This window comes from Cupriavidus sp. 05T313, from assembly GCF_056396665.1.
Genome location: NZ_JBFTLX010000125.1, coordinates 1 through 19,500, shown reverse-complemented (window position 1 = coordinate 19,500; position 19,500 = coordinate 1). Strand labels below are relative to the sequence as shown.

Annotated in this window: 22 protein-coding genes; 10 read left to right on the top strand and 12 right to left on the bottom strand. The window is 65.3% G+C overall.

The features are described from left to right. Nucleotides 1-201: 201 nt before the first annotated feature. A complete protein-coding gene (locus AC1DKD_RS24430; protein WP_441630316.1) occupies nucleotides 202-1,191 on the bottom strand; it encodes a substrate-binding domain-containing protein in 990 nt (329 codons plus the stop codon). A 54-nt stretch (nucleotides 1,192-1,245) separates the two neighbouring features. Further along, the gene (locus AC1DKD_RS24425) at nucleotides 1,246-2,565 is read right to left on the bottom strand and encodes a Rieske 2Fe-2S domain-containing protein (RefSeq protein WP_441630314.1); all 1,320 of its coding nucleotides are present in this window, start codon (nucleotides 2,563-2,565) and stop codon (nucleotides 1,246-1,248) included. Nucleotides 2,566-2,951: 386 nt separating this feature from the next. Between AC1DKD_RS24425 and AC1DKD_RS24420 the strand changes: the two genes are divergently transcribed. Beyond that, entirely contained in the window at nucleotides 2,952-3,089 is a 138-nt protein-coding gene (locus tag AC1DKD_RS24420) for a hypothetical protein (RefSeq protein WP_441630313.1), read from the top strand. 27 nt (nucleotides 3,090-3,116) lie between these two features. On the opposite strand, the gene AC1DKD_RS24415 is transcribed toward AC1DKD_RS24420, so the two are convergent. Further along, complete coding sequence (locus tag AC1DKD_RS24415) at nucleotides 3,117-4,010, bottom strand: hypothetical protein (protein WP_441630311.1); 894 nt, start codon at nucleotides 4,008-4,010, stop codon at nucleotides 3,117-3,119. 209 nt (nucleotides 4,011-4,219) lie between these two features. On the opposite strand from AC1DKD_RS24415, the gene AC1DKD_RS24410 reads away from it, so the two are divergent. From AC1DKD_RS24410 to AC1DKD_RS24400, 3 genes are all read left to right on the top strand, one after another. After that, nucleotides 4,220-4,609, top strand: a complete 390-nt coding sequence (locus AC1DKD_RS24410) for a hypothetical protein (protein ID WP_441630309.1) — start codon at nucleotides 4,220-4,222, stop codon at nucleotides 4,607-4,609. Nucleotides 4,610-4,826: 217 nt separating this feature from the next. Next, nucleotides 4,827-5,924, top strand: coding sequence for an LLM class flavin-dependent oxidoreductase (locus AC1DKD_RS24405; protein ID WP_477103914.1), 1,098 nt, complete (start codon nucleotides 4,827-4,829; stop codon nucleotides 5,922-5,924). Between the two features lie 20 nt (nucleotides 5,925-5,944). Then, the gene (locus AC1DKD_RS24400; protein WP_441630305.1) at nucleotides 5,945-6,895 is read left to right on the top strand and encodes an ABC transporter substrate-binding protein; all 951 of its coding nucleotides are present in this window, start codon (nucleotides 5,945-5,947) and stop codon (nucleotides 6,893-6,895) included. Nucleotides 6,896-6,920: 25 nt separating this feature from the next. Here the strand turns inward: AC1DKD_RS24400 and AC1DKD_RS24395 are convergent, their stop codons facing one another. The 5 genes from AC1DKD_RS24395 to AC1DKD_RS24375 form a co-directional block, all read right to left on the bottom strand. Continuing rightward, nucleotides 6,921-7,658 carry a GGDEF domain-containing protein gene (locus AC1DKD_RS24395; RefSeq protein WP_441630303.1) on the bottom strand — a complete coding sequence of 246 codons (738 nt, stop codon included), beginning with the start codon at nucleotides 7,656-7,658 and terminating at the stop codon, nucleotides 6,921-6,923. A 7-nt stretch (nucleotides 7,659-7,665) separates the two neighbouring features. After that, nucleotides 7,666-8,055: a DUF1987 domain-containing protein gene (locus AC1DKD_RS24390; protein WP_035870302.1), complete on the bottom strand. Its 390-nt coding sequence runs from the start codon at nucleotides 8,053-8,055 to the stop codon at nucleotides 7,666-7,668. 30 nt (nucleotides 8,056-8,085) lie between these two features. Next, entirely contained in the window at nucleotides 8,086-8,655 is a 570-nt protein-coding gene (locus tag AC1DKD_RS24385) for a SiaB family protein kinase (protein ID WP_441630301.1), read from the bottom strand. Nucleotides 8,656-8,676: 21 nt separating this feature from the next. Beyond that, on the bottom strand, nucleotides 8,677-9,912 hold the full coding sequence (locus AC1DKD_RS24380) for a SpoIIE family protein phosphatase (protein WP_441630299.1): 1,236 nt from the start codon (nucleotides 9,910-9,912) through the stop codon (nucleotides 8,677-8,679). 112 nt (nucleotides 9,913-10,024) lie between these two features. Beyond that, nucleotides 10,025-11,542 carry a hypothetical protein gene (locus tag AC1DKD_RS24375; RefSeq protein WP_477143802.1) on the bottom strand — a complete coding sequence of 506 codons (1,518 nt, stop codon included), beginning with the start codon at nucleotides 11,540-11,542 and terminating at the stop codon, nucleotides 10,025-10,027. Between the two features lie 217 nt (nucleotides 11,543-11,759). Between AC1DKD_RS24375 and AC1DKD_RS24370 the strand changes: the two genes are divergently transcribed. The 6 genes from AC1DKD_RS24370 to AC1DKD_RS24345 all read left to right on the top strand — a co-directional run bounded on the left by AC1DKD_RS24370 (nucleotide 11,760) and on the right by AC1DKD_RS24345 (nucleotide 15,641). After that, nucleotides 11,760-12,113 (top strand): YciI family protein, encoded by a 354-nt coding sequence (locus tag AC1DKD_RS24370; protein WP_045242417.1) that lies wholly within the window; start codon nucleotides 11,760-11,762, stop codon nucleotides 12,111-12,113. Nucleotides 12,114-12,285: 172 nt separating this feature from the next. Beyond that, nucleotides 12,286-12,699 (top strand): YciI family protein, encoded by a 414-nt coding sequence (locus AC1DKD_RS24365; protein WP_477103911.1) that lies wholly within the window; start codon nucleotides 12,286-12,288, stop codon nucleotides 12,697-12,699. Nucleotides 12,700-12,752: 53 nt separating this feature from the next. Next, a complete protein-coding gene (locus AC1DKD_RS24360) occupies nucleotides 12,753-13,289 on the top strand; it encodes an SRPBCC family protein (RefSeq protein ID WP_441630292.1) in 537 nt (178 codons plus the stop codon). A gap of 60 nt (nucleotides 13,290-13,349) precedes the next feature. Beyond that, a complete protein-coding gene (locus AC1DKD_RS24355; RefSeq protein ID WP_441630290.1) occupies nucleotides 13,350-13,766 on the top strand; it encodes a VOC family protein in 417 nt (138 codons plus the stop codon). A 5-nt stretch (nucleotides 13,767-13,771) separates the two neighbouring features. Further along, nucleotides 13,772-15,058 carry an RNA polymerase sigma factor gene (locus AC1DKD_RS24350; RefSeq protein WP_477143801.1) on the top strand — a complete coding sequence of 429 codons (1,287 nt, stop codon included), beginning with the start codon at nucleotides 13,772-13,774 and terminating at the stop codon, nucleotides 15,056-15,058. A gap of 214 nt (nucleotides 15,059-15,272) precedes the next feature. Next, nucleotides 15,273-15,641, top strand: coding sequence for a calcium-binding protein (locus AC1DKD_RS24345; protein WP_441630287.1), 369 nt, complete (start codon nucleotides 15,273-15,275; stop codon nucleotides 15,639-15,641). Nucleotides 15,642-16,202: 561 nt separating this feature from the next. Here AC1DKD_RS24345 and AC1DKD_RS24340 read toward each other — a convergent pair. The 4 genes from AC1DKD_RS24340 to AC1DKD_RS24325 all read right to left on the bottom strand — a co-directional run. Beyond that, nucleotides 16,203-17,402: an ABC transporter permease gene (locus AC1DKD_RS24340; protein WP_441630285.1), complete on the bottom strand. Its 1,200-nt coding sequence runs from the start codon at nucleotides 17,400-17,402 to the stop codon at nucleotides 16,203-16,205. Between the two features lie 3 nt (nucleotides 17,403-17,405). Continuing rightward, nucleotides 17,406-18,614: an ABC transporter permease gene (locus AC1DKD_RS24335; RefSeq protein WP_441630283.1), complete on the bottom strand. Its 1,209-nt coding sequence runs from the start codon at nucleotides 18,612-18,614 to the stop codon at nucleotides 17,406-17,408. Beyond that, nucleotides 18,601-19,296: an ABC transporter ATP-binding protein gene (locus AC1DKD_RS24330; RefSeq protein ID WP_441630281.1), complete on the bottom strand. Its 696-nt coding sequence runs from the start codon at nucleotides 19,294-19,296 to the stop codon at nucleotides 18,601-18,603. The genes AC1DKD_RS24335 and AC1DKD_RS24330 overlap by 14 nt, the downstream gene beginning before the upstream one ends. Beyond that, on the bottom strand, nucleotides 19,293-19,500 hold a 208-nt coding region (locus AC1DKD_RS24325; RefSeq protein WP_477143800.1), incomplete at its 5' end, for a permuted SH3 domain-containing protein. The genes AC1DKD_RS24325 and AC1DKD_RS24330, both read right to left, overlap by 4 nt.

The window sequence follows — 19,500 nt, the reverse complement described above, 5'->3', positions numbered from 1 at the left end:
GGGCTGCACGAGCTCGAAGCTGCGGATCCCTTCCGCCGGGTCATGGATGCGGGCGATACGCAAGAGCATCCGCGTATCGGCGAGGGGCTGTGTGATGGTCGTCATAAATCTCTCATTTCAGGCGTCGAACCGCATTGACAGGTCGATGGCGCGCAGCGATTCCCGGTCCACTCCCCCGATGCATCCGCGCGCGCGATCTTGTCAAATGCTGTATGACTCGTAGGTGGACGGGTGAAAGATGTCTTCCACCGGGACCGGGCGCTCGGACAGTCCTTGGCCATGGTGATGCCGTACGAAGGTTTCCAGGGTCCGGCGGTTCGCTTGAACACCGTAGGACCAGTAGTCTTCGCCGAGCGTCTCGCGCGCGCCCTTCAGCATCTCTTCGACAAAGGGCATGGTCACTTTTGTCGCCGACGTGTCGGACAGCTGTTCGAGTGCGTGGGCCTTGGACTGGTTGAACGCCTTGAACACCGCGCCGGGAAGCCAGGGATGGGCTTGCGCCAGGGTCTTCCGGACGCCAACCACGTGCATGATCGGAAAGACACCCGTGCGACGGAAATAGTCCTTGGCTTCCGCGGTGGGATCATCGAACAGCCAGGCAATGTTCTCGTTGCGCAATGCCGTGGCGCCAGGCGGCCGGGGCGCGATAAAGCCGTCGATCTCGCCGCGGTCGAGCATGTCCGAGATCGTGCGTCCTTCCGGCGCGGGCTCGACGCGAACGTCGGGCGGCAACTGGAGCTTGATCTTCTCCGGGCGGCCCGGCGTATCGATGCCGCCGCGCACCCACGTGACGTCGGACGGGTGGACCCCGTACTCGTCCTGGAGGATCGCTCGCGCCCATACGAGCGCGGTGAGCTGGTATTCGGGGATGCCGATGCGGCAGCCTTTCAGGTCTTCGGGCCGCTTGATGCGGTCCTTGCGGACATAGATAGACGTATGGCGGAAAGCACGGGAGAGAAAGACGGGGACGGCGATGTACGGGCAGTCGCCACGCGAGTGCTTGACCAGATAGCTCGAGAAGGAAAGCTCCGTGATATCGAAGTCCTGGCTGCGCATCGCGCGGAAGAACATCTCCTCGGGGGTGAGGGTCATGTAGACCGGATCGACGCCGTCGATCTGGATGCGGCCATCGAGCAGGGCGCGGGTGCGGTCATAGTCGCCCATGGCGACGGAAAGGCGTAGTTTTGTCATCGTGCGATGGCTCCGGGGGCTGGGTCTGATGAATGGAAAGGCGCCGGGAGCGTCCTACGCCGTGATCGAGTAAGAGGGCTCGAACTCCGGCCGGTCCTGGCCATCGGCCCATACGTAGGAGACAGCGAAGGTCCGCCAGTCGTCCGACTTCGGCACGACGGCCTGGAACGCGCAGACGTCGGCGGGAACCGCGTTGGTGCCGGTGCCGATCGCCTCGCCGCCTTCCTGAAAGGCCTTGACGGCATCCAGCATCTGCTTGCGGAACTCGACGATGGCGAGATCGCTGGCACCGAGCCGGTCATGGGTTCGGTCAGCAATCGGCCCCATGGTCAGCCACATTGCCACGTCCTGATTGGGAAAGCCTGAGATGCCGGTGAAGTTGCCAGCCTTCATGGCCTGGCGATCCTGCCAGAAGCGGTTCTCCATATTACGCAGCGGCCGGTAGGACGGGTCCAGGTCGACGCCCACGGTCTGGCGGAGGAACTTGCGCCAGGATTCGGTCTCGGGTGTCTGCGCAGGATGGCCCCAGGCGATAAAGTAGAACGCCGTGTTCGTGTCATCCATCGGGACGTTGACGTTGGCGACGTTGTAGAGATTGTTTGGAGGAATCAATGCCGTCGCGGGGGCAACGAACACGGTCGAGCGGACGTAGTCGTGGGTCTGCGCCTGCTGGATGGGCCGGCGAATGGCTGCATAGCGGAATCCGTAGCCGCCGCGCTGCACCTGCAAGCGCGGCGCCTTGTCGGTCGAGGGACGGAGCCAGAGGTTCGAGGTGGCCTTTGCGCTGCTCACCCGTGCCGGAACCATATCGGAGCTGTGCAGGCTGGAGCTGTGGGCCGAATCGATCGCTCCCTCGAGCACTTGTGCCCAGTTGCATGGCAGGAGCACCTTGGCAATGCTCACCCGGGTCTCTTCGCTCGGCGCCCATTGTGGCGGCGTGAATTCCGGTACCGAATCGGCCGGGCCCATATAGGCCCATACCATCCCGCCCCATTCCTTGTTGGGATACGCCTTGTGCTTGACCTTCTGAGCCATGCAGCTCGAGGGGGGCTCCGAAACCATCTCCAGTACGTTGCCCGCGACGTCCATCTTCCAGCCGTGGTAGAGGCAGCGCAATCCACCTTCTTCGTTGCGCCCGTAGACCAGAGAGGCGCGGCGGTGCGGGCAGTATTCGTCCATCACGCCGACCCGACCATCGCTGTCGCGGAATACCACCAGGTCTTCGCCGAATACGCGAGATTTCACGGGCGCACCGTCAGGTTCCGAAACCTCCTCGATCAGGCATACCGGAGTCCAGTGCCGGCGCATCAGTTGTCCCATCGGCGCGTCGCCTTCGACGCGGCACAGCAGTTCGTTGTCTTCTTTGGTGATCATTTCTGGGCACTCCTGGCGGACGTCTCCCGGGTAGGGTCGGTCGTGCACATCGGTTGTTTTGGTTAATAAAACTTAGTTGACTAAGCATAATGAGGTGGGGCGGCGATGGCAAGAAGGCAGAACGAAAACCAAGGGAATATACTTAGTGGCATAAGTATATTTTCAGGGGTGCGGGCTCGGCGGGCTTATGCGAAAGCCGGCATCGGCCGAGCGGATGGGGGGGCGAAGGATAGGGTAATGGGGAGCCGTCACGCGAGCGGGCGCGTCTGGCATGGCGCGGGAGGCACAAATATCGCGGGCGAGATGCCCGACATGCCCGTCCGGGTYGGGCACCGCTGGTACATCGGCCGCCTGGTTGGTTCGGCGGCTACTCCGCCAAGGACGGATTGTTCGCGCAACTGTGGGTGTGCAAGCCGGAGGAGGATGCGCAAGCGCAGGCCTACTCCGTCAAGGGCTTGCGCACCGCTGTCGCCGGCAGGATCAAGACCTCGATCGGCAAGGTGGAAGGCGACAACGGCATGTGATGGGTCCCTCGCCGCCCGGCAGCCGGATCATTCGCTGATCTCGACCTCCATGTTGGTGATGGTCGGRAAGTGCTTGTTCTGCTTCAGGTTGACGGTGAACGCCACCCCCTTGCGCTTGCCTGCCATGAAGCCGGTATTGCCATCCAGGTCGGACACGGCATCCTGCAGCGGCGGCGTCAGTTGCTTGTAGAAGGCCAGCACCTGCTCGATGCTGTCGGTGGTTTGCAGCCTGAGCACGCGCCTGGCCTTGGCGTTGCTCAAGGCATCCTGCGCGGTGCGATGGACGATTGCCCGCGGGTACAGCGGCACTTGCGGCGAGAATCCCTTGGTGAGCCTGATCGGCTTGGCCGTCGTGTTGCCGGCATCCAGCGTGATGGTCTCCACCTTGGCGATCTTCTCGCCGCCGTCGGTCTGCAGGTCTTCGGGCACGTCCTGGCTCCACGTCACCAGCGGTTGTGCCTTGGCGCGATCGAAGCCGGGCCGCAGGAAGACCGACAGCAGGCCGTGCTCGTCGTCCTGGCAGCCGTTCTTGCCGCACTCGCGGTGCACCAGCGCCGCGGCCAGCACGTCGCCGCGCCCGTCCACCAGCACGGCCGCGCGTTCGGCGCCGTCCGACAACTGGCGGCGCGACGACAACAGGCGCTGGCCGTCGGGGAGTTCCTGTTCGGCCCGGTTGGTGCGCGACTGCAGTCCGGACAGGATCTGCTCGGCCAGCAAGCCATCCTCCCAGTAGTAGGTACCGGACGCGTTGCCCGCAAACCGGGTCACGGCGAGATCCAGCGCGGGGGCATCCCTCGTTTCCCTGGGGCTGGTGTCCAGGACCAGGACGGCATCGGCGGCCAGGGCATAGGGCGCGGCGCCGAGGGTGGAGAGCAGCAAAGCCAGTGCGGCGCAGTGGGCGGGACGAAATCGAAGAGTCATGCGGTGAGCGGAAAAAGTAACGATGTCAGGCCGGGTAACAAGTAAAACGGACGCCGGAGCGCCCGTTTTGACGGAAGGCTGCGAAGCCTCATGTGATTAAAAGTATACTTGGTAATGCCGGGTAGTTGAAGCCGGCCACGGATGACGGTGGCGGCGACGACGACAGGTGGATCGAATAACCCTGCATTTGAATGGATGCATAGCGAGATATGAACAAGAAGATTTCAGTATTCCTGATGGCCGCCGGCACGATCGGGCTTTCCGCACCGGCTCACGCACAGGCGGACCCGGCTGTGCTCAAGGGTATGTATGAGATGTCCCGCAACGTCGCTGGCCTCACCAGCTACTGTGTCGGAAAGGGCTTCCTGAAAGCGGACAGCATCAAGAACGCCAGGAAGATGGTGGCTTTGATGGCGGGGCTTCCCGGCGTCGACACGAGCGGGGGCGATGCCAGCGAGGCTGCGGGTTTGCGCGGCAAGGTGAGGCTGTCCGACGGCAAGGAAGAAGGGATTGAAGGCAGCCCGCTCGGCGCCAGGCAGTGGTGCAAAGACTCGGCGCAAGGTGTGTCGGACGGCTTGAAGAGCGCTGCTGCCGGCTGATCGCGCGGCCGCGCAGAGACAGCCTTCGGCGGCTTCGATGCCAACCGCGCAGGCGCCGCCCGGTACCGCGCCCGGGCTCCCGCGCAAAACCGCATATCGACACGCGTTCTTATTCCTTAAGGATTGAACCGCCACGGGGTAAGTTCATGTTCCAGCCGCATGGCGCCTTTCATCCCGGCGCCGCGGCGTTACCGAGAACCAGGAACAGGAGCCTACGATGAGCGTGGAAATCATTGGCATGATCCAGAGCCAGAAGCAGTCGGAAATCCATCCGGCCAGCGGCCCGGCGGTGGATCGCGACTATGTGCGGGCGTTTGCGCAAGCGCATGAGAACGCCGGTTTCGACCGCGTGCTGGTGCCGCATCACTCCACCGGCCCTTCCGCCACACTCACCATCGCCTACGCGGCAGCCGTGACCGAGCGGGTGCATTTCATGCTGGCGCATCGTCCGGGCTTTACCGCTCCCACGCTGGCGGCCAGGCAGATTGCTTCGCTCGACCAGTTCAGCGGCGGCCGGCTGGGCGTGCATTTCATCTCCGGCGGCTCGGATTCGGAGCAGCGGCGCGACGGCGATTTCCTCGGCCACGACGAGCGCTATGCGCGTACCGATGAATACCTAGGCATCCTGCGGCGCGTCTGGACGGAGGACAAGCCGTTTGACCACGAAGGCACGTATTACCGCTTTACCCAGGGCTTCTCGGAAGTGAAGCCGGCCCAGAAGCCGCATGTGCCGATCTTCTTCGGCGGTGCTTCGGACGCGGCGATTGAAGTTGCCGGACGTCATGCCGATGTCTACGCACTGTGGGGCGAATCGCTCGACCAGGTCCGCGACATCACCACGCGGGTGCGCGCCGAAGCCGCCAGGCATGGGCGGCAGGTGCGCTTCTCGGTCTCGTTCCGGCCGATCCTGGCGGAAACCGAGACGGCGGCATGGGCCCGCGCCAATGCCATCCTCGAAGAAACGCGCCGCCTGCGCGCGGCGGCCGGCCTGGAGCAGGGCGGCCCGCAGCAAAGCGAAGGCGCGCGCCGCCTGCTGGCCGCCGCCGACAAGGGCCCGCGCGTGGACAAGCGCCTGTGGACGGAGATCGCCAGGCTGACCGGCGCGCGCTCCAACTCCACGGCACTGGTCGGCACGCCGGAGCAGGTAGCCGATGCACTGCTGGACTATTACGACCTTGGTGTGACCACGTTCCTGATCCGCGGCTTCGATCCGCTGGAGGATGCCGTGGACTATGGCCGCGAGTTGATTCCGCGCGTGCGCGAACTGGTGGCGCAGCGCGGTGCCGCCACCGGCGCCGGCCGCAAGGCGGCCTGAAGGGGATGACGAGCGGCACCATGACGACATCACGAAGACAATTCCTGCGCTACGGCGCGGCGGCTGCCGCGAGCGGCGCCTTGCCGTTTTCCGTTTCCGCCCAGGGGCGGCCCGTGCTCAAGGCCGGCGACCAGAAGGGCGGCTTGCGGGCGCTGCTGGAAAGCGCCGGCGAGCTGAAGGGCCTCGCCTACGACATCCAGTGGACGGAGTTTCCGGCCGCCGCGCCATTGGCCGAAGCGCTCAATGCGGGCGCCGTGGATTCCGGCCCGATCGGCGACGCGCCCGCCATTTTCGCGCTGGCCGCCGGCACGCCCATCAAGATCATCGGCGCCAACCGCTCGGACCCGTTCGGCACCGCCGTGCTGGTGCGCGCCGATTCGCCACTCAAGACGGCGGCGGACCTGCGCGGCAAGAGCATCGGCACCAATCGTGGCTCCATCGGCCATTTCGTCGCCCTGAAGGCGCTGGAATCGGCCGGGCTCAAGCCAGAGGATGCCAGCCTGCGCTTCCTGCCGCCTGCGGACGCCAAGCTTGCCCTGGTCAACGGCTCGGTCGATGCGTGGGCCACCTGGGAGCCCTACACCGCGCTGGCCGAGACCAGCGGCCACGCACGCGTGCTGGTCAGCGGACGCGGGCTGTGGTCGGGGCTGAGCTACCTGGCGGTGACGGACAGCGCGCTGGCTGCCAAGCGTGAAGTGCTGCGCGATTTCCTGCAGCGCGTGGTGCGCGCGCAAGTGTGGTCGTACCAGCATGTGGACAGCTTTTCCGCCGCGCTGGCGCGCATCGTCGGCATCCCGCCGGAGGCGGCGAGGCTGCAGTTCGAACGGCGCCATACGCAATGGCGCAATATCGATGCGCAGTTGATCGCCGAGCAGCAGCGCACGGCGGATTTCTACCTGAAGGCCGGGCTGCTCAAGCAGCGGCTGGATGTACGGACGACGTTCGACACCAGCTTCCCGCTGGCTGCCTGAGCGGGTATTCTCGCGCCGCTGGCGACTAGTGCAGCGGCAGCACGAGATCGGATTCACGCAGGCTGACCACCCGGTTGCGGCCGCTGCGCTTGGCCTGGTACAGCGCCTCGTCCGCGCGGGCATAGGCCTGTTCGAAGCTGGTGCCGGGCGGGTTCCAGCTCACGCCGAAACTGGCCGTCACCTGCAGGCTCCGGGGCAGCGCAAACGCGTGGTTGGCGATATGCAGCCGCATGCGTTCCGCGAGCTTGACCGCGGCGTCGAGCGTGCGCCCCGGCAGCAATGCGGCGAACTCCTCGCCGCCCACCCGGCCAATCAGCCCGCCGTCCGGCACGGTTTGCTCCAGGCAGTCGACGACACCGCGAATCACGGCGTCGCCCACCGGATGGCCAAGCGTGTCGTTGACCCGCTTGAAGTGGTCGATGTCGAGCACGATCAGCGACAGGCTGCCGCCGGCAAGCAACGTCCCGGCCCGCTCGATGATGGCGCCGCGGTTCAGCGCGCCAGTGAGCGTATCCCGCGTCGCGCGGAACTCCAGTTCGCGCGCCAGGTCCTGCAGCCGGTGGTTGAGCCGGTTCATTTCCAGCTCTTCGCGGTCGCTGCGCCGTATCAGGCGCCGTGTCTCGCGCATCAGCCGTTCGTAATGGCCAATCAGGTCGCCGAGCGTGTCGCGGTACGCCTGGGCGCCGGCATCGGGATTGGCGAATACCGCCCTGGCACCGGCCAGGACGCTGTTTTCCGACTCGAAAAGATCTGGCTCGGTCATGCGCGGCTCAGCTTGTCGTCGTGGCGTGGTCGAAGAATGCGATGGCCGGAAAATCGGCGTGCAGGTCCTGGCCGAATTCCAGGATRGTGTCATCGTCCACGTCGTGATACCAGTGCAACGTCACCCGGTTGCCCTTGTCGGCCGCATCGTTCATGGCATCGAACATGCTGAACAGCACCTTGGTGCTGGAGCTGTTGAAGTACGTCAGCGCAACGTGGACGGTGACCTCCGTATCCTCGCACGCAGCCAGGTACTTGCGCAGGCGCAGAATCACGTCGCCGTAGAACACGGCGGCATTCTCAGGATAGGACTCGCCCCTGAGCGAGAGGGTGTGCTGCTTGAAATCGAAGCTCACCTCGGGCGAGGTCGGCGTGGCGGCTATGAACAGGTTTTCCATCAGATTCCCTTTCGATCCCGTTCAGATTGTTCAGATGGTTGCGGTGAGGAAGAACATGGTCGAGACCGGGTCCGTATCGATAGGCTGGAAGCTGTACTCCAGCGGCGCGCTGGCGTCGCGGGCCACCGTCAGGAAACCGAGGCCTGCGCCCTTGCTGCCTTCCGGCGCCTCCGCGCGCATGGTTTCCTTGTACGCCTGCTTGATCTGGTCCAGCGTCATGCTGCGCAACGGCTCCAGCGCGGCGCGCAGTTGTCCCACCCTGGCGACCGCCACCGGGTTGGAGCACATCAGCCGGTAGCGGTCGTCGACCATGCAAATGCAGACCGAGCCGTGCCGCAGCTGGTTGCTGTCCTGCGTGGGCGGGGTCAGCGCATCGGACGAGTAATGGACGATGTTCTGCGCCATCTCCACGAACGAGGAGAAGAGCTTGCGCCGGGTCGATCCGTCCACGCCGCTTACCGTCAGTTGCAGCCGCACCGCATCCGACATCGCCGCGATGATGTTCTGGGAGAAATAGCCGACGTAGTAGAAGATCACGTTGCGTTCCCTGGCCATTTCAAAGAATGGGCCATATTCGTTGTCAATCGAATTACCGTTCATATCTGGACTATCGAACGCGAACTATTGAACGCGAAAACAGAAGAAAGTGAGATCGTCGCGGCGGCGATGATGGCCTTGCCATGCGCGATACTGATCCAGCACCGCCTGGTTGATCTGAGCCGCCGAGGCATGCCGGCTTGCCCGGATCGCTTCGCGGATACGGCGCTTGCCAAAGGCAATCTCCTTGGGGCCGCCGATCTGGTCGATCAGCCCGTCGGTGGTCACGAACACCACGCCGCCAGGCTGGGTCTGGATCACGCGGTTCCGCCACGCAAAGTCCAGGTCTGTGTCGACATAGCCGACGCCCATGCGCTCGCCGTCCAGGATCTCGCCTTCTTCGTCGCCGGGCTGCAGCACGAACAAGGCGCTCTTGGCACCGGCGAACGCGAGCCGCCGGCTAGCGTTGTCGAACCAGAAGAACGCCGCATCCATGCCGTCATTGGACCCGGGCGTGTCGTCGTCGCCATCGATCTGGCCCAGCATCTGCTTGATGCCACGGTTCACCGCCGCCAGCAGCGCACCGGGGTCGCGCGGGCCGCGCTGCTCGATGGCCTGGATCAGGATGGACGAGGAAATCAGGGTCAGGAACGCGCCCGGCACGCCGTGGCCGGTGCAATCGGCCAGCGCGGCGAACCAGCCGTCTTCAAAGGCGGCAAAGTGATAGAAATCCCCGCCGACCACATCGCGTGGCTCCCACACCAGGCTGGCGTCGCCAAGCGTTTTGGCAAGCGCCTCGCGCGAGGGGCGCAGCATCGAACGCTGGATGGTGCTGGCGTAGTCGATGCTGTGCATGATCTGGCGGTTCTTCTCGGCCTGCATGTCCGCGACCACGCGCATCAGCTGCAAGCCATGCCCGATGCCAAGGAAGCGGCCGTCCCGCGCGATGATGAAGCCGTCGGCAAGCGCCTTCTCGCCATACTCCACCGCCTTGAAGGTCAGGGCCTCGATGCTCATCGCGGCATCGACCACCAGCGGCTCCTTGTCCATGAAGGCGATGCAGCTCTTGCGGTTATACAGCTCCCGGTGATAAGGCTTGCTCATCTGCGACATGAAGATCGCGCGATTGATCAGGCCGATCGGCGTGCCGTTCTCGGTCACCGGCAGGCTGGCAAGGTCCCGGTGCTTGCCGAACACATCCAGCACTTCCTGGTTGTTCTGCTCCGTGGTCACCGATGGCGTGGTGACGCAGAGATCCTCGGCACAGGGCTGCCGAAAGCGGGAACGAGCCAAGTGTGAGTCAACCGGAACGTCAGGCATCGCCAGGGCATTCGGACTATTGGGAAGCCGCCGATTGTATGGCGCGCGCATGACGGTTGCGTGACATGTGGCGCGCGGCCCATCCTGCTGGATGTAGTGTCGCTAGCCACCGTTAGTCGGTTGCCGGCGCGCTCGCTTCCTTTAGTGCCGCCGCGTCATACTCACGCGCCGAGTCGGCGGCGCGGCCCTTTCCCAGCACGCGGAAGGTGGCCGGATCGGCGCCGTCGATCGCCACCAGGTTCACATAGCCGACGATGTAGGCGTGCTTACGGTCGCGCGCGAAGTCGGCGTCGAGGAATTCGAGGGTGGGCAGGTGCACGCGCCTGGCCGATACCGGGCGGCGCCCGAAGAAGAGCTGCTCGCCGGCCAGCAGGAAGCCGGGGTGGGGCACCTGCAGCGTATCGTGCGGCGCGTCGACCTTGAGCGGCTTGTCGTCGCAGAACAACTGTGCGTCGTCCCACGCGTAGCAGCCTGCGATGCGCAAGGTATCGGGGTTCACGCCTTTTTTGGCCTTGCCGCGATGGAAGGCGCGGCTGGCATCCCGGGCCCACGAGTGCTGCAGCACGGTAAAGCCGGCGGGATCGACCTTGCGCAGGGCTTGCGGCGTTTCATAGTGGTTCGGTGCGTAGAACACGCTGGCGCCGTCGCTGAGATAGCCGTCCCCCAGCGCTTGCAAGCTGGATATCGGTCGCGAGGAAAGCGGGGTCAGTTCGCATGAGCCTTCGCTGTACCGGTGCAGCCAGTGGATACCGTGCGCGTCGCCACAGAACACGCCGGTAAGGCCGTGGCCGACGGGCAGTTCCCGCGCGGCAAAGGTGTCCGGATCGAGCCCGGTGAGGCRATGGCCGTCGTATCGCACATCGCGCGTTGGCGTGGCTTCTGCGGCTGGCGCCTGCAGGCGGTGCCACCAGTAATCCTGCAGCGTGGGGAGAGCGGTGAAGAAGTCCCGCCAGCGCTCCACCTCGTCCTGGTCGAGCGCGGTCCTGCGCTTGCCTTCGTCGATCGGGCCGGTCTTGTCGGTCATGCGCAGCGGCCCGTCGCCATTGGGCGCCACCACCAGGCTGGCGCGGTCGGCATCGATGCGCTGGCCGAAGTAGTAGACATGCCCGGCATCCGCAATGTAGTTGCCCGGGAGGCCCACTACGGTGGCGCCGTCGGCGCCGATCACGCGCTTGCCGTTGAAGTAGGCCGACTCTGCGTCCACCGCGTAATAAGCATGCGTGCAGGCCACCGGCTGCAGCGGGCCGCTCTCTGGCCAGTGCCAGCCCTGGTAGGTGAGCGGCCGGAAGGCCTGCGGGCTGCGGGTGCGGATGGTCTTGCCGGTAATGATGTATGCCTGGCGCGCATCGCGGGCGTAGCGCTCGTTCAGGACTTCGAAGGTGGCTAGATCGGCGTCTTCGATCCGGTAGAAGTAGTACCAGGCCGTGCCGCTGCCTTGCTGGGCCTGCACGATGACGTGCTCGCCGTCGGTGAACCAGCGTCCGTCGATGCAGCGAAATGCCTGCGGGCGGGCGATGGGCAGCGGGTTGCCGTCCTTCCCCCAGAGCGGCCGGTCGTTGTATGACCAGATCACGGTATCGCCTTCGATGAAGTACGAAGGATGGTTGGTTGGCTGGCGCGATGCAGTCATGAAAGGCCGTCCTGAATGCCGAGTGGAGCAAGGTCGACATGGTAAGTGGTAATCCCGCACAGGCCAATGTTCTCCGCTTTTCATTATTGCAATTAACGGCCAGAAATTTTCCCCGCCCATATGTAACGCGCCGGCCGCTTGCGGCCGGCGGCAGAGGCGTGCAGGATGTGGGGCGGTAAGCAAAACCCATCAATGAATTGGACGAACTGGAGACCTTATGCCGTACATGCTGCTCATCGTCGAGCCGATTGGCCAGCGCGCCGGGCGCACCCCGGAACAGGGGCGCGAAGCCTACGCCAGCATGCAGCGCTTTGCCGAAGGCCTGAATGCGCGCGGGGCGCTGCTGGGCGTCAACTCCCTCACCTCGGAAACCAACGGTGTGCGCGTGCAGGTGAGGGAGGGGCGGCGCGACCTGCTTGACGGCCCGTTCGCCGAGGCCAAGGAAATGATCGGCGGCTACTTCCTGATCGACTGCGCCACGCAGGACGAAGCCATCGCCATCGCCGCCGAATGCCCCGCCGCGGCGTGGTGCACCGTGGAAGTCCGCGAGGTTGGCCCTTGCTTCATGTAAGGCCGCAGGGGGACCGCGGCGTGGCGCAGATTAGGTAGTTACCCTGCGTCGGGGATTTTTTTCGCATTGCGTGTCGATCAGGGCGCGCGTGGTTCGTCGTACCGGTAAGAGCCACCGAAACGGCAAGGCTTGCTACCGACAACGGATTACCCCGAGTACAAGGAGAACTGCAATGCGATTCATGATCCTGGTGAGAGCCACGCAAGGCAGCGAAGCCGGCACGATGCCGGAAGAAGGCCTCTTCGCCGCGATGGCGGCCTATCACGAGCAACTGGCCAAGGCGGGCGTGTTGCTGGACGCCGCCGGCCTCAAGCCCACCTCCGCCGGCTGGCGCATCCGCTATGCCGGCGGACAGCGCACGGTCATCGACGGACCGTTCGCCGAGACCAAGGAAGTGGTGGCGGGCTACACGCTGATCCAGGTGCGCAGCCGCGATGAAGCCATGGAATGGGCGCGGCGCTTTCCCTCGCCGCACGGCGAACTGGCCGACGGCGAGATCGAGGTACGGCAGCTGTTCGAGCTGGAAGACTTCGGTCCCAGCCCGTCGGTGCAGCGCTTGCGCGACATTGGCGCGGGCCAGCATTGAACCCGGCGCCAGACCCGAAACCCTCCCAGCCAGCCAATCCTCGGACACCCATCATGCTCAAGACCATCCTGCTAGTCGCCTTTTCGGCCGTCGCCCTGTTGCTGATCTTCACCGCCACGCGCCCCGATACCTTCCGCGTGGAACGCAGCGCCAGCGTCAAGGCGCCGCCCGAACGCGTGTTCGCGCTGATCAACGACCTGCACAGCTTCAACCAGTGGAATCCGTATGAAAAGAAGGACCCGGCGCTCAAGGGCACCTACGGCGGCACGCGCAGCGGGCAGGGCGCCGCCTATGCCTGGGAGAGCGACAAGGTGGGCGTGGGACGGATGGAGATCGTCGACACGGTGCCGGCCTCCAGGGTCACGATGAAGCTGGATTTCTTCAAGCCGTTCGAAGCCCACAACACCGCCGAATTCACGCTCAGGCCGGAGGCCGGTGCCACGCGCGTCACGTGGTCGATGCAAGGCGCCGTGCCGTTCTTCGCCAAGCTGGTGCACCTGGTCTTCAACATGGACAAGATGGTGGGCAAGGACTTCGAGGAAGGCCTGGTCAACCTGAAGACGCTGGCCGAGGCGCCGGCGGCCCGGTAAGCCCCGGCCATCTCCAGGCATGCACGCCAACACGCGATTCCGGATTCCAAGGACAACATCATGCATAAGCAAATCTACCTGAACCTTGCCGTGGCCGACCTGCAGCGCTCGCAGGATTTCTTCAAGGGCCTGGGATTTACCTTCAACCCGCAATTCACCGACGACAATGCCGCCTGCATGGTCATCGGCGAGAACATCTACGCAATGCTGCTCAAGCATGAATTCTTCAAGTCCTTCACCACCCGCAAGCTGTGCGATACCTCCGACAGCACGGAAGTGCTGATCTGCCTCTCCTGCGAAAGCCGTGCCGAGGTGGACGCCTTGGTCGCCAAAGCCGTGGCCGCCGGCGCAACGGCGCCGCGCGCACCGCAGGACCACGGCTTCATGTATGGGCACGGGTTCGATGATCTCGACGGGCATATCTGGGAATTGGTGTATATGGAGCCCTCGGCGCCCGGCGCGACCAGCGCGGCCTGAAGCGCATGGTGACGACGACACCGACGCAGCGGGCGATTGAAGCCGTCTGGCGCATCGAATCCGCCAAGGTCATCGCCCACGTTGCGCGCGTGGTGCGCGACGTGGGGCTAGCCGAAGAACTGGCGCAGGACGCGCTCGTTGCCGCGCTGGAGCACTGGGGCGAGACCGGCGTGCCGGACAATCCCGCTGCCTGGCTCATGACCGCGGCGAAGAATCGCGCGCTCGACCATTTGCGCCAGCAGGCACTGCACGCCCGCAAGCACGAGCAGATCGGCCACGATCTCGAAGCGATGGAGGCTCACGTGGTACCGGATTTTGTCGATGCGCTGGACGCCGCGCGTGCGGACGATATCGGCGACGACCTGCTGCGGCTGGTCTTCACCGCCTGCCATCCGGTGCTCTCCACGGATGCGCGGGTCGCCATGACGCTGCGCTTGCTGGGCGGGCTGACCACCGAGGGAATCGCACGTGCCTTTCTCACGCCGGAGGCCACCATCGCCCAACGCATCGTGCGCGCCAAGCGCACCCTCGGCGCGGCCCGCGTGCCCTTCGAAGTGCCCGGCCCGCAGGCACGGGCACCGCGCCTGGCTTCGGTGCTGGAGGTGATCTACCTGATTTTCAACGAAGGTTATTCCGCCACGGCTGGCGACGACTGGATGCGCCCCGCGCTGTGCGAGGAAGCGCTGCGCCTGGGCCGCACGCTGGCTGGCCTGGTGCCGGAGGARAGCGAGGTGCACGGACTGGTGGCGCTGATGGAGATCCAGGCCTCGCGCACGCATGCGYGGGTGGATGCGCAGGGCCGCCCGGTGCTGTTGCCCGACCAGGATCGCAGCCGCTGGGACCACTTGCTGATCCGGCGCGGGCTGGGCGCGCTGGCGCGGGCGGAGGAACTCGGCGGCGCGCTCGGGCCCTATGCCTTGCAGGCGGCGCTGGCGGCCTGCCACGCCCGCGCGCCCAGCGCGGAGGAGACCGACTGGGCGCAGATCGCCGCGCTCTATGATGCGCTGTCCCAGGTAGCGCCGTCCCCGGTGGTGGCGCTGAACCGCGCGGTGGCCGTCGGCATGGCCTTCGGCCCCGAAGCCGGCCTGGAACTGGTCGATGCGCTCGTTGCCGCACCGGCGCTGGCGAAGTACCACCTGCTGCCCAGCGTGCGCGGGGACTTGCTGTTCAAGCTGGGCCGTCTGGATGAGGCCCGTGCCGAATTCGAGCGCGCGGCGGGCATGACGCGCAACGCCCGCGAGCGCGAGTTCCTGCTCGGGCGGGCGCGCGATGCGGGGGCCACCCGGTCGTGACTCGCCAGCGCGCATTGCTGCGCGTCACCACCGCTCCCGGTAAAACTCTAATATCGGATACCGAAATATCTAAATTCCCCAATATCGGAAAGCCGACGATGATCCTAGCCGGGGCCCGGGGGATCGATTGCTGCCGGGCCCTGCAAAAGCCATCCGGCCGCCGACGACGGCAGGACCGGCAGGCCTCACCATCGAAGTGTTCCAGGAGACTCCAATGATTCCACGGCTACTGTTGACCGCCAGCCTGGCGCTGGTTGCATTCTTCGCCTCTGGCGCCGTCGGCGCGCAACAACCGGCGCCACAGCCTGCACCTCAGGCCGCACCGCAAGCCGCGCCTCAGGCGCCCATGAATGCAAAGGAAGCGAAAGCGAAATTCGCGGAAAAGTTCGCTGCCGCCGATACCAACCACGACGGCAAGCTGACCCGCGAGGAGGCGGAAGCCGGCATGCCGGAGGTCTACAAGAACTTCGACAAGATCGATACGAAGAAGAAGGGCGAGGTTACGCAGAGGCAGATTGGCTCGTACTTTGCGGCCAAGGCCAAGCAGAAGGCCGCGGCGCAGAACCCGGGAAGCCTGAACTGACCTGGCGGTGCCGGCGGGGAATTCGCGAGCGAAACGCTTCGGGATTCCGCCGGCAGCGGACGGTGCGGCGGTATCGGAAATGCAGGTCCCCGACGACAGAGATCCCCGGAAACTGGCTGGATTGCAACCAGTGCCGGGGAGCTTTAAATATTCTTTAATTCTATTTAATACCTTTTATACCTGAACACGACGGAGGATTTCCGTTGTCGTTTCAGTCAGGTCAGGAGATTGAAGGCGAACCCTAGCGCAATTGCGCCGCCGAGCGCCTCCACTGCTGCCAGCGCGAGAAGGTTCTTCAAAATGAAGGCATCGTCCTGCTTGGTCACCATGGTGTTGTCTCCTGAAGTAGGAATCAACGGCTGGAAGGAAATGGCTGCCACGGCAGTACCGATCCACGCTCCAGCCATGTCTTGATTCGCTTCCAGTAGACCGCAACCCGAAGCCGGCGAAAAGCTGGCATAAACCCCTATTCAGGCAGCCGGTGGCCCGCTGGCCTGGGGCGCCTCACCACAATGCGGAGCGTGCACCGGGGGGGGGCTGAGAAATCTGCAGTTCGGGTTTCTATTCCGACCGCAAGGCCTCCTGCGGAGCAAGCCGTGCCGCCCTGCGTGCCGGCAGCACTCCGGCAGCCAGACCAATCACCACCGCCAGCAACTCGGCCAGCACAGCGTAGGACCACGGTGTGTGGACCGGCAGCGCCGGCAACGCCGCCGTAAGCACCTGCGCGATACCCCATCCCAGCAGCAGTCCTGCCATGCCGCCGATGGCAGCGAGCACCGCGGCTTCACCAAGAAAGAGGAGCATGACCTGTGCCTCGGTCGCACCGATGGCGCGCAGGAGCCCGATCTCCGATGTGCGTTCGGCCACAGCGATGGTGAGAATCGTGAGGATCCCCACGCCGCCCACGATCAGCGAGATGGCGCCGATCGCTGCCACCGCGAAGGTAATGGCATCGAGTACGGTGCCGAACACCTCCAGCATCTTCTGCTGGGGCGTGACGGTGAAGTCCTCGGCACCATGGCGCGCGCTCAACAGGCGTTTGATGCCGTCCTCCACGTCGGGGAGCGGGGCGGTGGGATCGTAGGTGACTTCGATCTCGACCAGGCTTTCCCGGTTGAACAGGTCCAGGGCACGACCGGCCGGTATATAGACCGTATCGTCCAGGTCGAAGCCCAGCATCTGCCCCTTCGCTTCCATCACGCCCACCACGCGATAGCGTTCACCGCCTACGCGGATGCGCGCTCCCAGCGGGTTGTCGCCGCCGAACAGTTCGCGCGCCACTCTCGCGCCGAGTACCGCCAGCGTGCGCGCTGCGCGCGGATCGTCATCCGGCAGGAACTGGCCGGAGGCCACGCGCATGCTCAGCGCCTCGGTGAATCTGGGCCCGACACCATACAACGTCACCCGCCTGCTCTTGCCGAGGTAGTCGACTTCGGCATTGCCCTGCACCAGTGGGTTGGTCACACGCACGTGGGGGGCGTGGCGCAGGGCGATGGCGTCCTCGATCGTGAGTGGGCGCACGGTGTTGATCGACCCGAGCGAAGCACCGTGGGTCTGGGTGCGGCCTGGCGTCACGCCGATCAGATTGGTGCCGAACTGGGTGAACTCTTCGATCACGAAGCGATGCAGCCCTTCGCCGATCGAGGTCAGCAGGATGACCGCGGCAATGCCGACGGCAATGCCCAGCGCGGTGAGCAAGGTGCGTAGCCGGTGAGCAGCCAGGGAGGCGAGGGTGAACTGGATGAGGTCCGCGTAGCGCATGGGTCATCGTCCAGACAGAGCCTGCACCGGATCCAGCTTTGCCGCGCGTTGGGCCGGTACCACGGTGAAGGCGATGGCGGTCACGACGGCGATGGCCGGCGCCCCCAGCAAGGCCCACCAGGGCGGGGTGAAGGGAATCGCCGGATAGAGCCGTACTGCAAGCCTGCACGCGGCTTCGCCCACAGCCAGGCCCGCGGCCACGCCACCGAGTGCCAGCAGTACCGCCTCGGTGAAGAAGAGCAGCCGGATGTGGCCGGCGGTGGCGCCGAGCGCCTTGAGCAGTCCGATCTCGCGCTGCCGCTGGGTCACCGCAATCAGCATCACGTTCATGATGAGAATGCCGGCCACGGCGAGACTGATGGCTGCGATGCCGCCCACCGCCAGCGTGAGCGCGCGCAGGATGCGGTCGAACGTGGCGAGCACCGCGTCCTGGGTGATGACGGTCACGTCGCGCTTGCCTTCGTGACGCTGGCGAATGATCTCCTCGGCGTCGGCCCTGGCGCCCTGGATCTGCTCGCGGGCCTTCGCCTCGATCAGGATGCGGAACAGCGAGTCGGTATTGAACAGGGCCTGGGCCGCCGACAGGGGAACGATGACCAGTTCGTCCGTGTTGAAGCCCAGCGATTCGCCCTGGCCGGCCAGCAGCCCGATCACGCGAAAGCGCCGGTCCCCGATGCGCAGCCATTCACCCAGCGCCTGGCGCGTGCCGAACAGCTCCATCGCCACCCTGGTGCCGATCACGCACACGGGCTGGCCGTGGTGCGGATCGCCCTCGGGCAGGAAGCTGCCCTGGGCTAGTGCCATATGGCGCACCGCCAGCAATTCGGCGGTGGACCCAAGCACTGGCGCTTCGCGCCGTAGCGCGCCGACATGCAGATCCGCGTTCCCGACAATGAGCGGCGCGACGCGCAGTACGGCGGGACTGCGCCTGAGTGCGAGCGCATCGTCCAGCGTCAGGTCGCGCGTGGTTGCGCCCAGCACGATCCCCGGCGCCGCGCCGGCCGTTTCGCTGCGCCCGGGCAGCACGATGACGAGGTTGGTGCCAAGCGAGCCGAACTGGTTCACCACATACAGCCTTGCTCCCTCGCCGAGCGCGCTCACCGTCACCACGGCGGCGACACCGATTCCCATGGCGAGCAGGATCAGCAGGCTGCGTGAGCGGTAGCCGCGCAGCACCTGCCAGGTGAAACCGAGAACGTCAGCGAGCCGCATGGCTATCCTGCCGCGGCTCGTCACCGGCGATGCCGCCGTCCACCATGCGCAGCCTGCGCCGGGAACGGGCGCCGATCTCCGGGTCGTGCGTGACCACGATCAGCGTCGCACCCTGTGCATGCAGGCCCTCCAGCACGGCCATGACTTCCTGGCCGGTATGCCGGTCCAGATTGCCGGTGGGCTCGTCGGCGAGAATCATCCCCGGGCGCATGGCCATGGCACGGGCGATGGCAACCCGCTGGCACTGCCCGCCCGAGAGTTCGTCAGGCCGGTGCCTGGCGCGGTCTTGCAGGCCGTACTCGCCGAGCAGCGCGTCAACGCGGCGGCGGCGTTCGGCCGGGTCCATCCCTGCGAGCACCATCGGCAGCTCGATGTTTGCGGCGGCAGTGAGGCGCGGCACCAGGTGAAAGAACTGGAATACAAAGCCGATCTTCTCACGCCGCAGGCGCGCCAGTTCGTCGTCCGGCAGCGCGGTCACGTCGTGGCCATCCAACTGGTAAGTACCTGTATCGGCTCGATCCAGCAGGCCCAGGATATTTAGCAAGGTTGACTTGCCGGAGCCCGATGGGCCCATGATGGAGAGGTACTCTCCCTGAGCAACCGCAAGGTCGACTCCATGGAGCGCATGCACGGCCTCGCCGCCCAGCACGAAAGTCCGCCCGATGCCGTCGAGCCGGATCATTTTGCTCGCGTCTCCACGGTAGTCTGTTTTTCCTCGACAGCGGCGATGCCGGCCTGGAGCCCAATCCGTTCCGGTGACGTGACGACGCGCTCGCCGCGCTTGAGCCCCGCCGTCACCTCGGTGAACTCCGCGTTGGAAATCCCGGTGTCGAGCTTGCGCGCCTCCAGCCTGCCGGCGGCATTCAACACCAGCACGCGGTTGCCG

Excerpts from the sequence above, each read along its gene's own strand:
- AC1DKD_RS24430 (WP_441630316.1), bottom strand. The coding sequence starts at position 1,191 with ATGACAAAACTACGCCTTTCCGTCGCCATGGGCGACTATGACCGCACC.
- AC1DKD_RS24425 (WP_441630314.1), bottom strand. The coding sequence starts at position 2,565 with ATGATCACCAAAGAAGACAACGAACTGCTGTGCCGCGTCGAAGGCGAC.
- AC1DKD_RS24410 (WP_441630309.1), top strand. The coding sequence starts at position 4,220 with ATGAACAAGAAGATTTCAGTATTCCTGATGGCCGCCGGCACGATCGGG.
- AC1DKD_RS24405 (WP_477103914.1), top strand. The coding sequence starts at position 4,827 with ATGAGCGTGGAAATCATTGGCATGATCCAGAGCCAGAAGCAGTCGGAA.
- AC1DKD_RS24400 (WP_441630305.1), top strand. The coding sequence starts at position 5,945 with ATGACGACATCACGAAGACAATTCCTGCGCTACGGCGCGGCGGCTGCC.
- AC1DKD_RS24395 (WP_441630303.1), bottom strand. The coding sequence starts at position 7,658 with ATGACCGAGCCAGATCTTTTCGAGTCGGAAAACAGCGTCCTGGCCGGT.
- AC1DKD_RS24385 (WP_441630301.1), bottom strand. The coding sequence starts at position 8,655 with ATGAACGGTAATTCGATTGACAACGAATATGGCCCATTCTTTGAAATG.
- AC1DKD_RS24380 (WP_441630299.1), bottom strand. The coding sequence starts at position 9,912 with ATGCCTGACGTTCCGGTTGACTCACACTTGGCTCGTTCCCGCTTTCGG.
- AC1DKD_RS24370 (WP_045242417.1), top strand. The coding sequence starts at position 11,760 with ATGCCGTACATGCTGCTCATCGTCGAGCCGATTGGCCAGCGCGCCGGG.
- AC1DKD_RS24365 (WP_477103911.1), top strand. The coding sequence starts at position 12,286 with ATGCGATTCATGATCCTGGTGAGAGCCACGCAAGGCAGCGAAGCCGGC.
- AC1DKD_RS24360 (WP_441630292.1), top strand. The coding sequence starts at position 12,753 with ATGCTCAAGACCATCCTGCTAGTCGCCTTTTCGGCCGTCGCCCTGTTG.
- AC1DKD_RS24355 (WP_441630290.1), top strand. The coding sequence starts at position 13,350 with ATGCATAAGCAAATCTACCTGAACCTTGCCGTGGCCGACCTGCAGCGC.
- AC1DKD_RS24345 (WP_441630287.1), top strand. The coding sequence starts at position 15,273 with ATGATTCCACGGCTACTGTTGACCGCCAGCCTGGCGCTGGTTGCATTC.
- AC1DKD_RS24340 (WP_441630285.1), bottom strand. The coding sequence starts at position 17,402 with ATGCGCTACGCGGACCTCATCCAGTTCACCCTCGCCTCCCTGGCTGCT.
- AC1DKD_RS24335 (WP_441630283.1), bottom strand. The coding sequence starts at position 18,614 with ATGCGGCTCGCTGACGTTCTCGGTTTCACCTGGCAGGTGCTGCGCGGC.
- AC1DKD_RS24330 (WP_441630281.1), bottom strand. The coding sequence starts at position 19,296 with ATGATCCGGCTCGACGGCATCGGGCGGACTTTCGTGCTGGGCGGCGAG.